The sequence below is a fragment of the Roseixanthobacter liquoris genome (genome assembly GCF_043195135.2).
Taxonomy (GTDB): domain Bacteria; phylum Pseudomonadota; class Alphaproteobacteria; order Rhizobiales; family Xanthobacteraceae; genus NCEH01.
In genome coordinates, this window is the sequence record NZ_CM195537.1 from 2,779,010 (window position 1) to 2,795,256 (window position 16,247).

15 protein-coding genes and 1 tRNA gene are annotated in these 16,247 nt (G+C 66.1%); 12 read left to right on the forward strand and 4 right to left on the reverse strand.

The window, feature by feature from the left end:
* Positions 1–89 precede the first annotated feature (89 nt).
* From V5F84_RS12450 to V5F84_RS12465, 4 genes are all read left to right on the forward strand, one after another.
* On the forward strand, positions 90–413 hold the full coding sequence (locus V5F84_RS12450) for an XdhC family protein (protein WP_348848440.1): 324 nt from the start codon (positions 90–92) through the stop codon (positions 411–413).
* A 41-nt stretch (positions 414–454) separates the two neighbouring features.
* Entirely contained in the window at positions 455–1,165 is a 711-nt protein-coding gene (locus V5F84_RS12455; protein WP_394045693.1) for an XdhC family protein, read from the forward strand.
* Entirely contained in the window at positions 1,162–2,859 is a 1,698-nt protein-coding gene (locus V5F84_RS12460) for an NTP transferase domain-containing protein (RefSeq protein WP_394045691.1), read from the forward strand. The genes V5F84_RS12455 and V5F84_RS12460 overlap by 4 nt, the downstream gene beginning before the upstream one ends.
* A 102-nt stretch (positions 2,860–2,961) precedes the next feature.
* Entirely contained in the window at positions 2,962–4,161 is a 1,200-nt protein-coding gene (locus tag V5F84_RS12465) for an MFS transporter (protein WP_394045689.1), read from the forward strand.
* Between the two features lie 3 nt (positions 4,162–4,164).
* Here V5F84_RS12465 and V5F84_RS12470 read toward each other — a convergent pair whose 3' ends face one another.
* From V5F84_RS12470 to V5F84_RS12485, 4 genes are all read right to left on the reverse strand, one after another.
* The gene (locus V5F84_RS12470; protein ID WP_394045687.1) at positions 4,165–4,629 is read right to left on the reverse strand and encodes a DUF488 domain-containing protein; all 465 of its coding nucleotides are present in this window, start codon (positions 4,627–4,629) and stop codon (positions 4,165–4,167) included.
* A 6-nt stretch (positions 4,630–4,635) separates the two neighbouring features.
* Positions 4,636–5,961, reverse strand: coding sequence for a TRAP transporter large permease (locus V5F84_RS12475; protein WP_394045685.1), 1,326 nt, complete (start codon positions 5,959–5,961; stop codon positions 4,636–4,638).
* On the reverse strand, positions 5,961–6,560 hold the full coding sequence (locus tag V5F84_RS12480; protein ID WP_394045683.1) for a TRAP transporter small permease subunit: 600 nt from the start codon (positions 6,558–6,560) through the stop codon (positions 5,961–5,963). Before V5F84_RS12480 ends, V5F84_RS12475 begins: the two co-directional genes overlap by 1 nt.
* 173 nt (positions 6,561–6,733) lie before the next feature.
* Complete coding sequence (locus tag V5F84_RS12485; RefSeq protein WP_394045681.1) at positions 6,734–7,864, reverse strand: TRAP transporter substrate-binding protein; 1,131 nt, start codon at positions 7,862–7,864, stop codon at positions 6,734–6,736.
* 300 nt (positions 7,865–8,164) lie between these two features.
* On the opposite strand from V5F84_RS12485, the gene V5F84_RS12490 reads away from it, so the two are divergent.
* From V5F84_RS12490 to V5F84_RS12525, 8 genes are all read left to right on the forward strand, one after another.
* Entirely contained in the window at positions 8,165–8,869 is a 705-nt protein-coding gene (locus tag V5F84_RS12490) for a glutathione S-transferase N-terminal domain-containing protein (protein ID WP_394045679.1), read from the forward strand.
* 127 nt (positions 8,870–8,996) lie between these two features.
* Complete coding sequence (locus V5F84_RS12495; protein WP_394045826.1) at positions 8,997–10,988, forward strand: tetratricopeptide repeat protein; 1,992 nt, start codon at positions 8,997–8,999, stop codon at positions 10,986–10,988.
* Positions 10,975–11,388: a DUF6165 family protein gene (locus V5F84_RS12500; protein ID WP_394045677.1), complete on the forward strand. Its 414-nt coding sequence runs from the start codon at positions 10,975–10,977 to the stop codon at positions 11,386–11,388. The genes V5F84_RS12495 and V5F84_RS12500 overlap by 14 nt, the downstream gene beginning before the upstream one ends.
* Before the next feature lie 64 nt (positions 11,389–11,452).
* Positions 11,453–11,544 (forward strand) — tRNA-Ser (locus V5F84_RS12505).
* A 474-nt stretch (positions 11,545–12,018) separates the two neighbouring features.
* Positions 12,019–12,426, forward strand: coding sequence for a hypothetical protein (locus V5F84_RS12510; protein WP_509277106.1), 408 nt, complete (start codon positions 12,019–12,021; stop codon positions 12,424–12,426).
* Between the two features lie 128 nt (positions 12,427–12,554).
* On the forward strand, positions 12,555–14,885 hold the full coding sequence (locus tag V5F84_RS12515; protein WP_509277107.1) for a YadA-like family protein: 2,331 nt from the start codon (positions 12,555–12,557) through the stop codon (positions 14,883–14,885).
* Between the two features lie 12 nt (positions 14,886–14,897).
* Positions 14,898–15,527 (forward strand): invasion associated locus B family protein, encoded by a 630-nt coding sequence (locus V5F84_RS12520; RefSeq protein WP_394045671.1) that lies wholly within the window; start codon positions 14,898–14,900, stop codon positions 15,525–15,527.
* A 15-nt stretch (positions 15,528–15,542) separates the two neighbouring features.
* Complete coding sequence (locus V5F84_RS12525; protein WP_394045669.1) at positions 15,543–16,247, forward strand: hypothetical protein; 705 nt, start codon at positions 15,543–15,545, stop codon at positions 16,245–16,247.

Consider the following 16,247-nt stretch of genomic DNA (forward strand, 5'->3'; position numbering starts at 1 on the left):
TGTGGCGTCTGAATGCTCAATACGCGAGGGCCGCCCCTATATAGGTAACGCAGCCTGATTGCCAGAATCGCACTCCGCAGGAGGATTCCATGACCAGCTCGAACGAGGATGTCCTCGAAGGCGCCCTGCGCTGGCGCCGTGAAGGCAAGGGGGTCGCGCTCGCGACCGTTCTGGAGACCTGGGGTTCGGCGCCCCGGCCCGTGGGCAGCCATCTCGCCGTCGACCAGGATGGCGGCTTCCTCGGCTCCGTCTCCGGCGGGTGCGTGGAAGGGGCTGTGGTGAGCGAGGCGATGGATGTGATCGAATCCGGCAAGCCGCGCATTCTGGAGTTCGGCGTCGCTGACGAAACGGCATGGCGCGTGGGGCTCTCCTGCGGCGGCGCCATCCGCGTCTATGTCGAGCGGGTGGATTGAGCCGCATCGCCCATTCCGCGGCTTTATGAGGAAGCGCGAACATGCAGCTTGAAGTCCTGGCCCAGCTCACCGCCGCACGCGCCGCCCGCCGCGCCGCCGTGCTGATCACCGAACTCGAAACCGGCACCCAGCGCCTGGTGGCGGCGGAGGCCATGTCCGGCGATGCGCTCGAACCGTCGCTGCGCGCCGCGCTGGCGAGCGGGAAGAGCGGCATTCTTGAAACGCCGGAGGGCCGGGTGTTCCTGACGGTGCAGGTGCCGCCGCCGCGCATCGTGGCCATCGGCGCGGTCCATATTTCCCAGGCGCTGGCGCCGCTCGCCCGGATCGCCGGCTACGACATCACCGTCATCGACCCGCGCACGGCCTTCGCGACCCCCGAGCGCTTTCCAAACACGACCGTCATCGCCAAATGGCCGGATGAAGCGCTGAAAGAGGTGACGCTCGACGCCTTCACCGCCGTCGCGGCTCTGACCCATGATCCGAAGATCGACGAACCGGCGCTGGAAGCGGCGCTGAAGGCCGGCTGCTTCTATGTCGGCGCGCTCGGCTCGCGGCGCACCCATGCCAAGCGGGTGGAGCGCCTCTCCGCGCTCGGCCTCTCGCCGCAGGAGATCGGCCGCATTCATGCGCCCATCGGCCTCGACATCGGCGCGGCGAGCCCGGAGGAGATCGCCGTATCCGTTCTCGCGCAGATCATCGGCGCGTTGCGCAAGGGCAGTCTTGCGCCGGCCAAGACCGAGGCCGCCGCGTGAAATTCGGACCCGTCCCGCCGGCGCTGGCGCATGGCGCCATTCTCGCCCATTCGGTGCGGACGGCGCATTTCACCCTGAAGAAGGGGGCGCGGATCGGACCGGGCGAGATCGCGGCGCTTCAGGCGGCGGGCCTGAGCGAGGTGGTCGTCGCGCGGCTTGAGGCGGGCGACGTTTCGGAAGATTCGGCGGCAGACCGTCTCGCCGCGTCTCTTGGCGCGGACGGGCTGCGCGCAGCCATGGCTTTTACCGGCCGCGCCAATCTGTTCGCCACATGCGCCGGCATTCTGGAAATCGACCGCGCCGCCGTCGATGCTTTGAATGCGCTGGACGAGGCGGTGACCTTCGCCACGCTGGAGCCGTTCCGCGCCGTCGCCGAGGGCGACATGGTGGCGACGGTGAAGATCATTCCCTACGCCATCCCGGCCACGCTGATGGAGGCCGCCGCGGCGCTCGCGCGCCCGGCGGTTCGCATCGCCCCGTTCCGCCGCCGGCGGGTGGCGGTGATCTCCACCTTGCTGCCGGGCCTCGCCGACAAGGTGGTTGAAAAGACCCTGCGCGTCACGCGCCAGCGCCTCGCGCCGGCCGGCGCCAGCATCAGCCATGATGTGCGCGTGCCGCACGCAGCCCCGGACCTGGCTGTCGCCATTGAACGGGTGCGGGTGGAAGGCGCGGACTGCATCGTGGTGTTCGGCGCGTCCGCAATCGTCGATCGGCGCGATGTGATCCCCGCCGCGCTTGAGGCGGCCGGTGGCCGGGTGGAGCGGCTCGGCATGCCGGTGGATCCCGGCAATCTGCTGATGCTGGGCGGTCTCGGTGGCATTCCGGTGCTCGGCGCGCCGGGCTGTGCGCGCAGCCCCAAGGAGAATGGCTTCGACTGGGTGCTGATGCGGTGTCTCGCGGATGTGCCGCTGACGGCGTCCGACATCGGCGGCTGGGGCGTCGGCGGCCTGCTGGGCGAAATCATCACGCGGCCGCAGCCGCGCGGCGGAACCGGGGTTGACGAGATGGCAGACGAAAAGCCGCCCGTGGCCGCCATCGTGCTGGCCGCGGGCCGGGGCACCCGCATGGGTGGCCCGAACAAGCTGCTGGAGGATGTGGGCGGCCGCCCGGTCGTGCGCCGCGTGGTGGAAGCCGCGCTCGCGTCACGGGCATCCCCCATTGTGGTGGTGACCGGACATGAGCAGGCGCGGGTGGAGCAGATCCTCAGCGGCTTGCCTGTGATCTTCGTGCACAATCCCGCCTTCGCCGAGGGCTTGTCCACGTCCGTGCGCACCGGCATCGCGGCGGTGCCGGGCGGGGCGGGCGCGGCACTCGTGATGCTGGGCGACATGCCTCTGGTGGGGCCGGGCATTCTCGACACCATCATGGACGCGTTCGACCCCGATGCGGGCCGCCTCATCGTGCTGCCCGTCGCTGACGGCCGGCGCGGCAATCCCGTGCTGTGGGATCGGCGGTTCTTCGAGGCCCTCTCGAAACTGGAGGGCGACGTGGGCGCCCGCCATCTCATCGCAGCCCACGCCGAGGCCGTGGTGGAGATCGAGGTGGAGGGGCCCGGCGCATTCCTCGACGTGGACACGCCGGAGGCGCTTTCGCGCGCCCGCTTGCTGGCGCCCCGGGAAGGATCATCGCAAGGTGCCGGACCGGTACCTGCGGACGAGACCGACGCGCTTGACCCGTCCCATGCCAGGCCATAAAGAACCGGCCATGAGGGTGGCTTCCCTCCGTAAGCGTCTGACGTCAACCAACGCGCAACGTGGTGCGGCCGAATCGGCCGCCATGCCCGAAAGCGCAGTTTGATGTTGAATCCTCCCCACTCCTCCGATCCCGGCCTCGCGCCCCTTTCGTCCGGCACCGTTTTGTTGCGGCTCCTGCCGCTGGTGTGGATCGTGTTCTTCAGCGCGCTCGCGATCGCCGTGCCCTTGCCGGTGCTCGCCTTGCATGTGCACGAAACGCTCGGTTTCAGCATCGCCACCGCCGGGCTTGCCGTCGGCGTCCAGTCGATCGCAACCTTGCTCACGCGCCAGTACGCCGGCTCGGCGGTCGATCGCTACGGCGCCAAGATGACGGTGGTGGTGGGGCTGCCGCTCGCCGTGGTGGCGGGGCTTCTCTATCTCGCCTCGCTGGCGACCGCGGCGCCCCTTTTCAGCCTTGGCGTGCTGACCGCGGGCCGGCTCTGCCTCGGCCTCGCGGAAAGCCTGTTCCTCACCGGCACGATGGCCTGGGGCATCGGCCGCGTGGGCCTGGCCAATACCGGCCGCGTCATGGCCTGGCAGGGCATCGCGCTTTATTCCGCCATCGGGCTCGGCGCGCCCATCGGCCTCGCCATCCATGCCGCCTATGGCTTTGCCGGCGTCGCGGTGGTGGCGGCGATTGCCCCTCTGGTGGCCCTGCCGATGGCGTTCCCGATCGCCGCGGTGCCCACGGTTCCGGGGCGCAGGCTCGGGTTTCACCATGTGCTGGGGCTGATCTGGCGCCACGGCATCGCGCTGGCGCTCGCGACCGCGCCGTTCGCCGTTCTCGCGACCTTCCTCGCGCTCGTGTTCGCCAGCCGGGGCTGGCCCCACGCCGGGGCTGGGCTGTTCCTGTTCGGCGCGAGCTATATCGGCGTGCGGTTGTTCCTGGCGCACCTGCCGGACCGCATCGGCGGTGTCGGCGTCGCGGCGGTGTCTTTGCTGGTGGAGGCGGCGGCCCAGTTCATGCTGTGGCTCGCCACCGAGCCGGTCCTCGCCCTGGCGGGCGCGGCGCTGTCCGGCGTCGGCTTCTCGCTGATCTTCCCGGCCTTGGGTGTCGAGGCGGTGCGACGGGTGCCGGCGGAGAGCCGAGGCCTGGCGGTCGGCGGATTCCTGGCCTTCTTCGATATCGCGCTGGGGGTCACGGGGCCCGTGGCCGGCATTCTGGTGGCGGCCTTCGGCTATGGCTCCATGTTCCTGGCTGGGGCGATCGGCTGCCTTCTCTCCTTCGCGATCGTGCTGACCCTGCGGCGCTCCCGCGCCTAAGCCTCAGAACGGGTCGGCGATCAGGTGCGTGACCGGAAGGTCGAGCCGTTCGCAAAGGAATTGCGCGAGGCGCAGGCGGTGGCAGCCCTCCACGTGGCGCTCATAGCACATGAGGCAGATGCGCCGGCCCTGCGCCAGCGTCGCGAGTTCCTCCAGCGCCGCGCGGGCCGGGTCGGTGGCGAGGTGGGCGTCGTAGATGCGCATCAGCGCGTCGTGATCGCCGGAGCGCGCCGCGAGCCGGCCCTCCTTCGGCGTGCCGAGCGCCCGCAGGTGGGCATAGGCGATGCCATGTTCCGCGATGCCGGCGGCGAGGGCGGTCTTCGAGAAGCCGGGACGGCGCGAGGCGGCGACCGCGCGCACGTCCACCAGCAGATCGACGCCGGCACGGGTCAGGGTGTCCTGAAACGCGCCGGACGTCGTTTGCTCATAGCCGACCGTGAACAGTTCGGTCGTCTTGGTTTTCGCCATCGATCCTCATCCGTAGAGCGCCTTCGGCAGCCACAGGGCGATGCCGGGGAACACATAAAGCAGGATCATGGCGACGATGACCAGGCAGAGGAAGGGCATGACGCCGGAGAAGATCTGGTCGATGGAGACGTTCTTCGGTGCCACCCCCTTCAGATAGAAGGGCGCCATGGCCACAGGCGGAGAGAGGAACGACGTCTGGAGATTGAGCGCGACCAGGATCCCGAAGAAGATCGGGTCCACGCCGAAATCATCCAGCAGCGGCAGGAAGATGGGCAGGAAGATCACGATGATCTCGGTCCATTCCAGCGGCCAGCCCAGCACGAAGATGATGGCCTGGGTCAGCAGCAGGAAGCCGATGGGCCCAAGGTTCAGGGCGAGGATGAATTCCTCCACCACCCTCTGCCCGCCCAGCAATGCGAACACTGCCGAGAACACCGCCGAGCCGACGAACAGCCAGCACACCATCGCCGAGGCGCGCGCCGTGAGGAACACGCTCTCCTTCAGCTTGTTGAGCGAGAAGGTGCGATAGGCGAGGGCGAGCAGGACCGCGCCTGCCGCGCCGATGGCCGCCGCCTCGGACGGTGTCGCAAGGCCGAAGATGATCGCTCCGAGCACGCCGCTGATCAGGATCGCCAGGGGAAAGAAAGAGCTCGCCAGGGCGAACGCGATCTCTCCAAACGAGCGCGCCTTTGCTTCCGGCGGCAATTTCGGCGCGAGGGCCGGGTTCAACATCGCCCGGATGATGACATAGCCCATGTAGAGGCCGGTCAGCATGAGGCCGGGCAGGAAGGCGGCGGCATACAGCTTCACCACCGAGACGCCCGCCGTGGCGCCGTAGAGGATCAGCATCACGCTGGGTGGTATCAAAATGCCAAGACAGCCGCCCGCGCACACCACCCCGGCGGCGATCTTGGTGTCGTAGCCGGCGCGCAGCATGGCTGGAAACGCAAGCAGCCCCATGAGCGTCACCACTGCGCCGACGATGCCGGTGGCGGTGGCGAACATCGCGCAGGTGATGAGGGTGGCCACAGCCAGCGAGCCCGGCACCCAGCCGGCGGCGAGTTGAATCGCCCGAAACAGGCGATCGAGAATGTTCGCCCGTTCCACCACATAGCCCATGAACAGGAACAGGGGGATGGAGATCAGGACGTCGTTCGCCATGACGCTATAGGTGCGCTGGACGAAGAGCTGAAACACCGTATCGCCGCGCGTGATGTAGCCAAAGCCGACACCGAGCGCCATCAGCGTAAAGGCGATGGGAAAGCCGAGCATGAGGAAGACGAGGAACAGGACGAGCATCAAGATGCCGAGGGCGGGATCCGACAAAAACATCACAGTGCCCCCTTACCGATGGCTTCGGCGTCCGCCTTGTTGGCGGCGTCTTCAAGAATGAGCTTTTCCATCTCCTCGACGTCGTGGAGCCGATCCGGCCAAACCCCGGTGCGCAGGGTGATGATGCAGCGGATCACCTCGACCACGCCCTGCATGAACATGAGGACGCCGGTGATCGGAATGAGCCCCTTGAAAGGCCAGATCATCGGCCCGTCGGGCGAGAAGGAGGAATGTTCGTTGAGCAGGAAGGAGAGGTAGAAATAACCCCAGCCCGAGTAGATGAGGGCGATGATGCCGGGGAAAAAGAACAGGAAATACAGCACCAGGTCCACCGCGGCCTGCCGCTTGGGCGGCCAGTTGCGGTACAGGAAATCGCCGCGCACATGCCCGTTGCGCGAGAGCGTGTAGGCGCCCGCCATCATGAACAATGTGCCGTACAGGATATAGGAGACGTCATAGGCCCACGAGGTGGGGGACCGCAGGACATATCTGCAAAAAACTTCGTAGCAGATGGCGACGGTCAGGATGACGATGACCCAGGCGAATAACTTTCCAACAAAGGTATTGAATTTATCAATACCGATCAGAAACGCTTGCATTGCGCGATTTCTCCGCTTCGGCAGCCGTGACGGCGCCCCTCGTCCTTCGCGGTGTGCGCGCCATGACGCGCCCGTGCCCGCCCCATGCACGCAACCGCCCATGGCGAGGGCCAGGGGCGGTTGCAGCTTTCGAGGCGAGGCGTAGACGCCCGGCGCGCGGTCCCGCGCCGGCGTCAGGCCTTCTGGAAGAAGTGGTTGTAGGCGAAGGCGCTATCGACCTCGTACTGGAGGCGGAAGCCGACGACGCGCTTGGCCCACGCCATCTGGCTGTCCACGACCTTCTTGAAGAACGGGTCGGCGGACAGATTGGCGATCACCTTGTCCCAGGCGTTGAGCTGGGCCTCCAGCACCGATTTCGGCGTCGAGATGACCTTCACGCCGCGCGCCTTGAGCGCCTCGAGATCCTTCGAATAGCGGTCCTGCGCCTTCCACATCATGTCCGAGGAAGCCGCATCCGCAGCGCCCTTGATGATGGCCTGGACATCCTTCGGCAGGCTCTCGAACTTGGTCTTGTTGAACAGGACCTCAAAGCATTCGAGGGCCTGGTGATAGCTCTGCACCATGTAGACCTTGGATACGTCCGGGAAGCCGAGCACCGTGTCGGACGAGGGATTGTTGAATTCCGCTCCCTCCAGCAGGCCCCGGTCCATGGCCGGAACGATTTCGCCACCGGGAACGATGGTGACGGCGACGCCCATTTCCTTGAAGAGGTCCGCCCCGAGGCCGACGGTGCGGTATTTCATGCCCTTCATCTGGTCCGGGCTGGTGATCTCGGCCTTGAACCAGCCGAGGGGCTGCGTCGGCATCGGGCCGGTGAGCATGCCCACCACATTGAGCTTGAGGATCTGCTGGGTCAGCTCGTCGTACAATTGCTGGCCGCCGCCATACCGCACCCAGCCGAGCAATTCATCCGCATCCCAGCCGAAGGCCGGTGCGGTGCCGAACAGGGAGAACGCCTTGTTCTTGCCGTACCAATAGGCGGATACCCCGTGGCCGCCGTCGATGATGCCGGAGCTGACCGCATCCAGCACCTGGAACGCGGGCACCACGGCACCCGCGGCGAGCAGTTCCAGTTCCACACGCCCGCCGGCCATCTGGTTCACGTAACGGACGAAATCGCCCGCGAATTCGTGGAAGATGTCCTTGTTCGGCCAGGTGGACTGAAATTTCAGCTTGACCGGCGCCTGAGCGTGGACGGCCGGTGCAGCAATGACAGCAGCACCCGCCGCGGTGGCGGCCGCAGCCGTAAGAAAGCCGCGTCGCGAGGGACGCGCGGACTCGTTCACTTTGGAAGTGTCAGTCAATGTATCCTCCCTAAGGGGGTACGGTTCTCTTTGGAACCATTGCGGTGTTGGCGCACCATCCCCCGAGCGCCCTAGCAGACGCTACGTCATGCCGCTACGGCAATAGACTTTAGTCTAGTTCGGCCAAAAATATTCCGCCTGTGGGCCAAGCGGGCCCGCGCTTTCCTCGAATTGGCGGGATCACGACGCATTTTGGCCGGCCCCGGATGCCACACGCGCGCGATACTTGCCGGGAAGCGCGCGGCAGAATACCTGTATGCGCCTTCGCCGGGTCTGCCCGGTCGAGCGGGGAGCATTGAAATGGCCGAAATCCAGCAACCCATCGAGCTTCACTATTGGCCCACCCCCAATGGGTGGAAGATCGCCATCATGCTCGAGGAATGCGAACTGCCCTACACCGTGAAGCTGGTGAACATCGGCAAAGGGGAACAGTTCAAGCCGGAATTTCTCGCCATCTCGCCCAACAACAAGATCCCCGCGATCCTCGATCCCAACGGACCGGGCGGGGCGCCCATTTCGGTGTTCGAGTCGGGCGCCATCCTGCAATATCTCGGCCGCAAGACCGGCAAATTCTATCCCGCCGACGAGCGCAAGCGGGTGGAAGTGGACGAGTGGCTGTTCTGGCAGATGGGCGGCCTCGGCCCCATGGCCGGCCAGGCCCATCATTTCCGCATCTATGCGCCGGAGAAGATCCCCTACGCCATCGATCGCTACACCAACGAGGTGCATCGCCTGTACGGCGTGATGAACACGCGCCTGAAGGACCGCGAGTTCCTGGCGGGGGACTATTCCGTCGCCGACATGGCCTGCGTCGGCTGGGCCAAGCTCTGGGAACGCCAGGGCCAGAAGATCGAAGAGTTCCCCCATCTCCAGCGCTGGCTTGACACGGTGAAGATGCGCCCGGCCGTGCAGCGCGGCCTTGCGGTGAGCGCCGAGGAACGCAAGCCGGACCTCTCCAAGGACAAGGAAGCCCAGAGCATCCTGTTCGGTCAGCGCGCACGATGAAGGCTTGAGCCGCCCCCTCGCTTTTTGCGCGCGGTCGGCTTAGATGCGACCGCCGCCACTGGCCGTGGCGCCCGCGGACGGGCATGCGGACCAGGCGCGGCCGCAAGGTCCAGGAGTTGCCGTGTCCATGTCGCCCGATCCGCGCACGATACTTGGCCAAGCCGCCGCATTCGCCCGGGCGGGGCAGATGGAGAAGGCCATCGAGGGGTTTCGCCTCGTGGTTGAGCTCCAGCCCGCGCTTGTGGACGCGCATCGCATGCTGGCCATGGCGTTGATCCAGACAGGCCGCGCGGACGAGGCTTTGCCGAGCGCACGGCGCACCGCCAATCTGGCACCGAAGGATCCCCACGCCGCGATCCTGCTCGCGGTCGCGCTTCAGGGCGTCGGCCAATTCGAGAAGGCCCTGTCCGCGGCTGAGCGCGCCATCAAGCTCGCGCCCCAATTGGGCGAGGCCCATTTCCAGGCAGCCAACGCACTCGGCGCCCTCGGTCGCCACGAGCTTGCGGCGAAAGCCTATTCGCGGGTGCTGGAATTGGACCCGCTGGCGGTGGAGGCGCTCGCCAATCGCTCCGTCGCCCTGGTGCAAGCGGGCCATCCGGACGCGGCACTTGCCGATTGCGAACGGCTGCTGCAATTGCAGCCCTGGTCGCCGGTTCATCCGGTCAACAAGGGCTTCATCCTGCTTGGACGCGGCGAGGCGGCCGAGGCCCGTGCCGCAGCAGAACACGCGGTGAAGCTGGCGCCCGAGTTCGTCGACGCCCACCACCTCCTCGGGGAATGCTGTTTCCTGCTCGGCGATTTGGAAGGCGCGCGCGCGGCCTATCGGCAGGCGGTGGAGCGCGCGCCGCAGCGCGCGGAATTTCGTTTGCGCTACGCCTTTCTCCTGCGCCGCCTCGGCGCATTTGCAGAGGCAGAGGAACAGAGCGCCGCCGTGCTCGAGGCCGCACCGAGCGACCCGGCCGCCTTGTTCGAGCGCGGCATGGCGCGCGAGGGGCTGGGCGATGTCGCTGGCGCGCTGGAAGATCTCGATGCCGTGCTGGCGGTGGAGCCGCCCTTCACCGAGGCGCTGCTGGCGCGGGCCCGCCTTCTGACCCATCTCGGCGCGCGAGCGGAGGCCCGTGCCGCCATCGACAAGGCCCTGCATCTCGACCCCCACAACCCCCATGCCCTCGACGCGCGCGCGAACGAAGCGCTGGGACGCGGCGCCTGGGCCGAGGGATGGGCCGCGCTCGATGCCGCCGCGCAGGCGCCGCGGACCCGCCTCGCCGCCCGCAATGTGGGGATCTGGGATGGCGCGGGGAGCCCGCGCGCGCTCGTGGTCGTCGCCTGCGAGCGGCTTTCCGACACGATCGCCCTGGCGCGCCTGCTGCCGCTCCTGGCCGACCGCGGGATTGAACCCCGCCTGCTGGTCGCCGATCCGGCGGACGCGGCCTTGTTCGCATCCCTGGACCCGCGGGTCGGGATTCTGGCCGATCCCGCGCAGGTCGATCCTGCCGAAGAGGGGGTGCTGGGCGTCGCCCTTGCAAGCTTGCCTCAACTCGTCGCGCCGGATCCCGCGCTCTGGCCGCGCACGCCCTATCTGCATGCGGCGCCGGATCGCCTTGCAGCCTGGAGCCATGCGCATTCCGCCGGCGATCTGGTGATCGGCATCCATTGGCAGAGCGAGGATGGCGGCCGCGTCGAACCTTTGCGCGGCGCACCGCTGGAGGCCTTTGCCCCGATCGCCGCAATCGAGGGGGCTCGGCTCGTGGGACTTCAGCAGGGTCCCGCCGCGGCGCAGATGGACCGCGTGCCATTCCGGGGTCGCATCCTGCGCCTGGAGAGTGATTTCGACGCCGACGGGACGTTTGTCGACAGCGCCGCGCTGCTGCATCACCTGGACCTGCTCGTAAGCGTCGATGCGCCGCTTGCGCATCTTGCGGCGGCAATGAACCGCCCGGTGCTGCTCGCGGCGAGCGGAGCCACCCACTTTGCCTTCGCCGGGGATGGCGCGGACACCGGGCTCTATCCCTCGGTGCGTGTCGTTCGCCAGGAGCAGCCGGGGCAATGGGCCGGCGTCTTCACGGCGATAGCGGCGGGCGTCGAGATGGGGAAAGCGGAAAATCATGAGTACAAGTGATGCGGCGCTGGCGCCGGTGGAGATTCTCGCTCCGGTTTCCGCCGGCGAGCTGATCGACAAGATCACCATCCTCGAGATCAAGGCCGAACGCATCGCCGATCCGGCGAAGCGTGCGAACGTGTTGCGGGAACTGACCGCCCTGGCCCAATTGCGGGACCTGCACGCATTGAACACGGGGTTCGAGGCGCTCACCGCCGAAATCAAGGGCGTGAACGAGGCGCTGTGGGAGATCGAGGACGCGCTACGCGAGCTCGAAGCGGAAAAACGCTTTGATGCCAGGTTCGTGGAACTGGCGCGGGCGGTCTATGTGACCAATGATCGGCGGGCGGCGATCAAGAAGGAAATCAACCTCCGTTCCGGCTCGCTGTTTGTGGAAGAGAAATCCTACGCCGGCACTTAATTGCGAGGACAAGGGCGGGGGCGGCTTGCAAAGCCGTCCTTCGTTCGGCATAGGTGAGCGCAATGGAGACGTGGCCGAGAGGCTGAAGGCACTCGTTTGCTAAATGAGCAGACCCCCAAAAGGGTCTCGAGGGTTCGAATCCCTCCGTCTCCGCCATTCTTTTATATAAGTCATTGCAAGGCATGCCGGCACGCGGCGGCAGCCGCCGGCTCGCCCCTGAGGGTTTGTCCGCCCCCGAAAATGAGCGCGACGGACCTCAACGCCGCAGGCCCTCTGAACGGTCAATTGCGGGGAGAAGCCGGTCCGCTCCGGCGGGGGCGAAAGAGTTCCTCAAGCTTTGCAGGTCACGAAGAGCGCCGGTGGCTTGAAGCCGGCCGGGTCGCCATGCGGCGGGACAGGTCCGCGTATTCTGAAGGCGGCCGCCCCTGCGACCGGGCCCGGCGACGGCGCCAGTTGAGCGTGCGAAATCCAAACCTTTGAATTTCAACGTGCTTCTGGTGACAAGACTGCGCGCCGGTCAAGCAATCAATATTAATATAACATTCTAACGAACTGCATTTTAGGAATTTCGCAAGATCTCGCTTCGTACGTTGCGTCCCGCGGGGCGCCGCCATCGATTGTTGAGGTAGTATGATGTCGGTTGACGTTAATGTCCGAGCACCGGCGGGTGATCAGCTCGTTATTGAATATATGTCGGACTGCGTTGCGATATTCCGAAACAATCTTCTGTCCGAGCGCTTTGAAGATTGGGATGAATCGGATGTGAATCTTATATTCATCCATTATATCATGGGGCTTGTCGTATGTATATTTGGTGATGCGCCCCCAAGAAAGCAGATGAATTTCATCCAGCGCTTGGCGGAATTGGAAATCTCAAGGGAGGAAGCCGTGCGTGCGCTTCATGCTGTCCCGCCGGGGGGGCGGGGTGGCCTGGCGCGCGCCGTAGAGGCGGCAGAGCAGGCGGGTCGTCATGATGGTCGAGGCGTTCACAGGCCATCAGTATATGCAGGTCGAACCGCCCAGTTGGGAGCTTTTTGACGAGGGCTCCTATTGCGTTATCCGGGGGGAATACTGTGCCGTATTCGAGTATCGTGCGTAAGGCGAAGCTGGACCAGTTCGGGGGTGGCTCAGTGAGCTCCGCCAGACATGGACGATTTATCTCCATCTTGCGAATCGCGGACCGCGCCGTTGGTTTTCGTCGCAAGTCCCTCGCCTTTGGGTTCGGGGTCGGTGCGGCGACCGCGGGGTTTTTTGGACCCGTGACGGGCGCCAATGCCGGCGGCTACGTGATCGGAAGCAGCAGCGGGGCCGGCAGCAGCGCCGGGCTCAGCAATCTCTGCCTGACGCTCGACGATCCCTCTTCCTCTTCATCGCTCTGGAACTGCCAGGTCGGAACCGCGGGCGGCGGGCTCGCCTGGGTTTCCGGGGTTGTCGGGAATTCCTTGTCGGTGCAGGCGGCAAATCTCGGCAGCCTCGCCGGATCTCAATCGATCGCAATCGGCACGCAGTCCACAAGCGCTGCGGGCAGCGGGGCGATCGCGATCGGGGCAGGGGCGACAACCGCTGGTGTGTCGAACGGCGTTGCGCTGGGCACGGGTGCGACCGTGGGGGTCGCCGGCGGCGTCGCGCTCGGCCAGAACGCGGTGGCGAATACCGCTGCCGGCATTGATGGCTACGTACCTTCCTGGGCGAGTTCCACCAGTAGCGTGAATGCGACGAAAAGCACATTGTCCGGGGTCTCGGTCGGCAATGCCGCGAGCGGCCAGTTCCGCCAGATCAGCGGGGTCGCGGCCGGAACCGCCGATTCCGACGCGACAAACGTTGCTCAGCTGAAGGCGGTCGCCTCCGGCGTTTCCAATCTCTCGGATCGCGCCGTGGTCTATGATGGCGCCGTGGGCAGCGCGAAGGACACGATCACCCTTGCCGGCAGCGCAGGCACGACGCTGACCCATGTGAAGGCGGGTGCGGTTTCCGCCTCCTCCACCGATGCGGTGAACGGGGCCCAGCTTTATTCCACCAACCAGAGTGTCGCGGCGCTCGGCTCGGATGCCTTGAAATGGAATTCGTCCCTCGGGACCTATGACGCGAGCCACGGGAGCGGCTCGGCTCAAAGGATCTCCAACGTCGCCGCTGGCACCGCGGATACGGATGCGGCGAATGTGGGCCAGCTCAATGCGGTTTCCACGGGCATCGCCACGCTTTCGGATCGCGCGGTGCTCTATGACGGTGCGGCGGGCAGTGCCAGGGACACCGTCACGCTTGCCGGCAGCGCGGGCACGACGCTGGCCAATCTGAAGGCGGGCGCGGTTTCCGCGGCCTCCATGGAAGCGGTGAACGGGTCCCAGCTTTACGGGGTATCGCGGAGCGTCGCGACAACGTTCGGTGGCGGTGCGATGGTTGCATCCGACGGCACCCTCATCGCGCCCACCTATCTCGTCAATCACGTGAACTACAATAATGTCGGGGATGCCATCGGCGCCGTCGATACGAGGCTGTCGACGCTGAATACGGCGATCACAAACGTTGCCGCCGGCAATACGCCCTATGTCCAGGTCAATGCCTCCGGGCCGGTCAGTCAGGCGAGCGGCGCCGGCAGCATCGCCCTCGGGTCGTCCGCCCAGGCGGCCGCGACGAGTTCCACGGCCATCGGCCAGGGGGCAAGTGCGCGCAATGCGGGCGATGTCGCGCTCGGAGCCGGAGCGACCACCGCGGCGGCTGTTCAGACCTCGACCATGACCGTGAACGGAACCACCTATGCGGTCGCCGGGACGGCGACGAGTACGGTTTCCGTGGGATCGGTCGGCGCGGAACGCACCATCACCAATCTCGCGGCAGGGCAGGTCAATGCGACATCCACCGACGCGGTTAACGGATCGCAGCTCTACGCCACCAACCAGGCCCTGAGCTCGGCCATGGGGAACATCGGCACCCTCAGCAGGGTCGCGGTGCAGTACGATACCGACGTGAATGGCAATAAACTCAACTCGATCACTCTGGCGGGCGGGGACGCGAATACTCCCGTGGTCATTTCAAATGTGGCGGCGGGTGTGGCAAGCAATGATGCCGTGAACGTCTCTCAGATGAAAACGGGATTGAGCGATACCCTGACCGCGGCCAACACCTACGCCGATTCAAAAACCACCTACGCCATAGCAACGGCCAATACCTACACCGACGCCAAGTCGCAGCAGACGTTGACCCAGGCGAATGCCTATACCGACCAGAAGTTCGCCAATCTCAACAGCTCGATTGCGAGCGTGCGCACTGAAGCGCGCCAGGCCGCAGCCGTCGGCCTCGCGGCCGGCTCGCTGCGTTATGACGACCGGCCGGGCAAGGTCAGCGCCGCGGTCGGTGGCGGAGCGTGGGCTGGAGAGAGTGCCTTCGCCATGGGTCTCGGCTACACGACACCCGACCAGCGGATGCGGATGAACATCTCGGGAACGACCGCTGGCGGGGAATGGGGCGCCGGCGGGGGACTGAGCCTCACCCTCAACTGATTGGGGAGAGACATGTGGGTCACGAAGGGAGGCCGAGGCGTCATAGGCGCCTTGGCTCTCGCGCTCCAGCTGATGTGCGGCGGCCAGGGGCTTGCCGCGGAGAAAGCCAAGAAGGTGGAGCCGGCCAAACCTGCGGCGTCAAAGGAGCTGTCACCGGGCTACGTCGTGAAGCCGTCCGATGTGGTGCCCCCCGCGGATGTGCCGCTCGGCCAGTATCTGCGCACCATTCGTCCGTTTCCCAACTGGATTCTGGTCTGCGACGAAAACCGCGTCAAGAAGCGGAAAGTCTGCAACATTTCGCAGGAAATCCTGGGTCCCTCAGGGGCCTCGGTGTTCAGCTGGTCGCTCGCGGCCACGGACGACGGCCGACCGGTCATGATCCTGCGGACGCCGACCGGCGCCAGCTCCGGCACTGTGGCGCTCGAACTGGGTGATGGTCAGCCCCACGTTACGGTTCCCATTTATGGGTGCAACGAAAAGCTCTGCATCGCTTATCTGGCCCTGGACGCCCGCTTGCGGGCGGCGATCGAGGCCGAGCGGGTGGTCGGGATTACGTTCGATCTCAAGGAAAATGGCGCGGCGAGGACAGAGTCTTTTCGGGCGCCGCTCGCCGGCCTGACACAGGCGCTTTCAGCGATCTGAGCCGAAAGACGGCTGGTGACGTCACGCCGCATCGGGACCTATTCTGGAAGCACGCTCATGAACGAAAAACAAAGCGTTTACGAACGCATCCTCGGATCAAGCGGAGCGCCTCCGGATGACGGTGGGGCCCGCGGTCGCCATTTTTCCCGGCGCCGCGTTCTCCTCGCGGCGGGCGCTGCGGCCAGCCTGCTGGTCTGTTTCGGCCTCGGGGTGGCGGTGTCGCAGCCAGGGGGTATCTTAGGCTTTTGGACTCGATCCGAACCGCAACCGGCCGCGAGCGACGGCAAGGATCTGTTCACGGCCCATGCCTTGGCCAATGGGGTGAAAACCTGCGCGGCGACCTATGCTCTGCTCGGCAAGGCGCTGACCGCGGGGGCGAATTTCGCCTTCCAGACCCAGGTGGCCGAAACCGCCCCGAACCAGCATGCGGTGCAGGGCACGGTCGGCATGCGGTTTGCGGGAAACCCGCGTCTCGCCGGGCAAGCCGCCGGCGTGATCCTGGCGGCTCCCACCGCAACCTCCTGCGAAGGCAATTCGGTGCGCGTCATCCCGATCAAGCAGCGCTGCGAGGATGCGACCTCCCTGCTGCCGCCTGGCTCAAAACTGATGTCGCCCCTGTCGGACCTGCCCTTCTACGCGTTGCCGACCGGGGAACAGACGCTGTTTCTGCCGGTGGGGGACTATTGCGTCGCCGTGACGACCCTGCGTTCCGGATCCTGA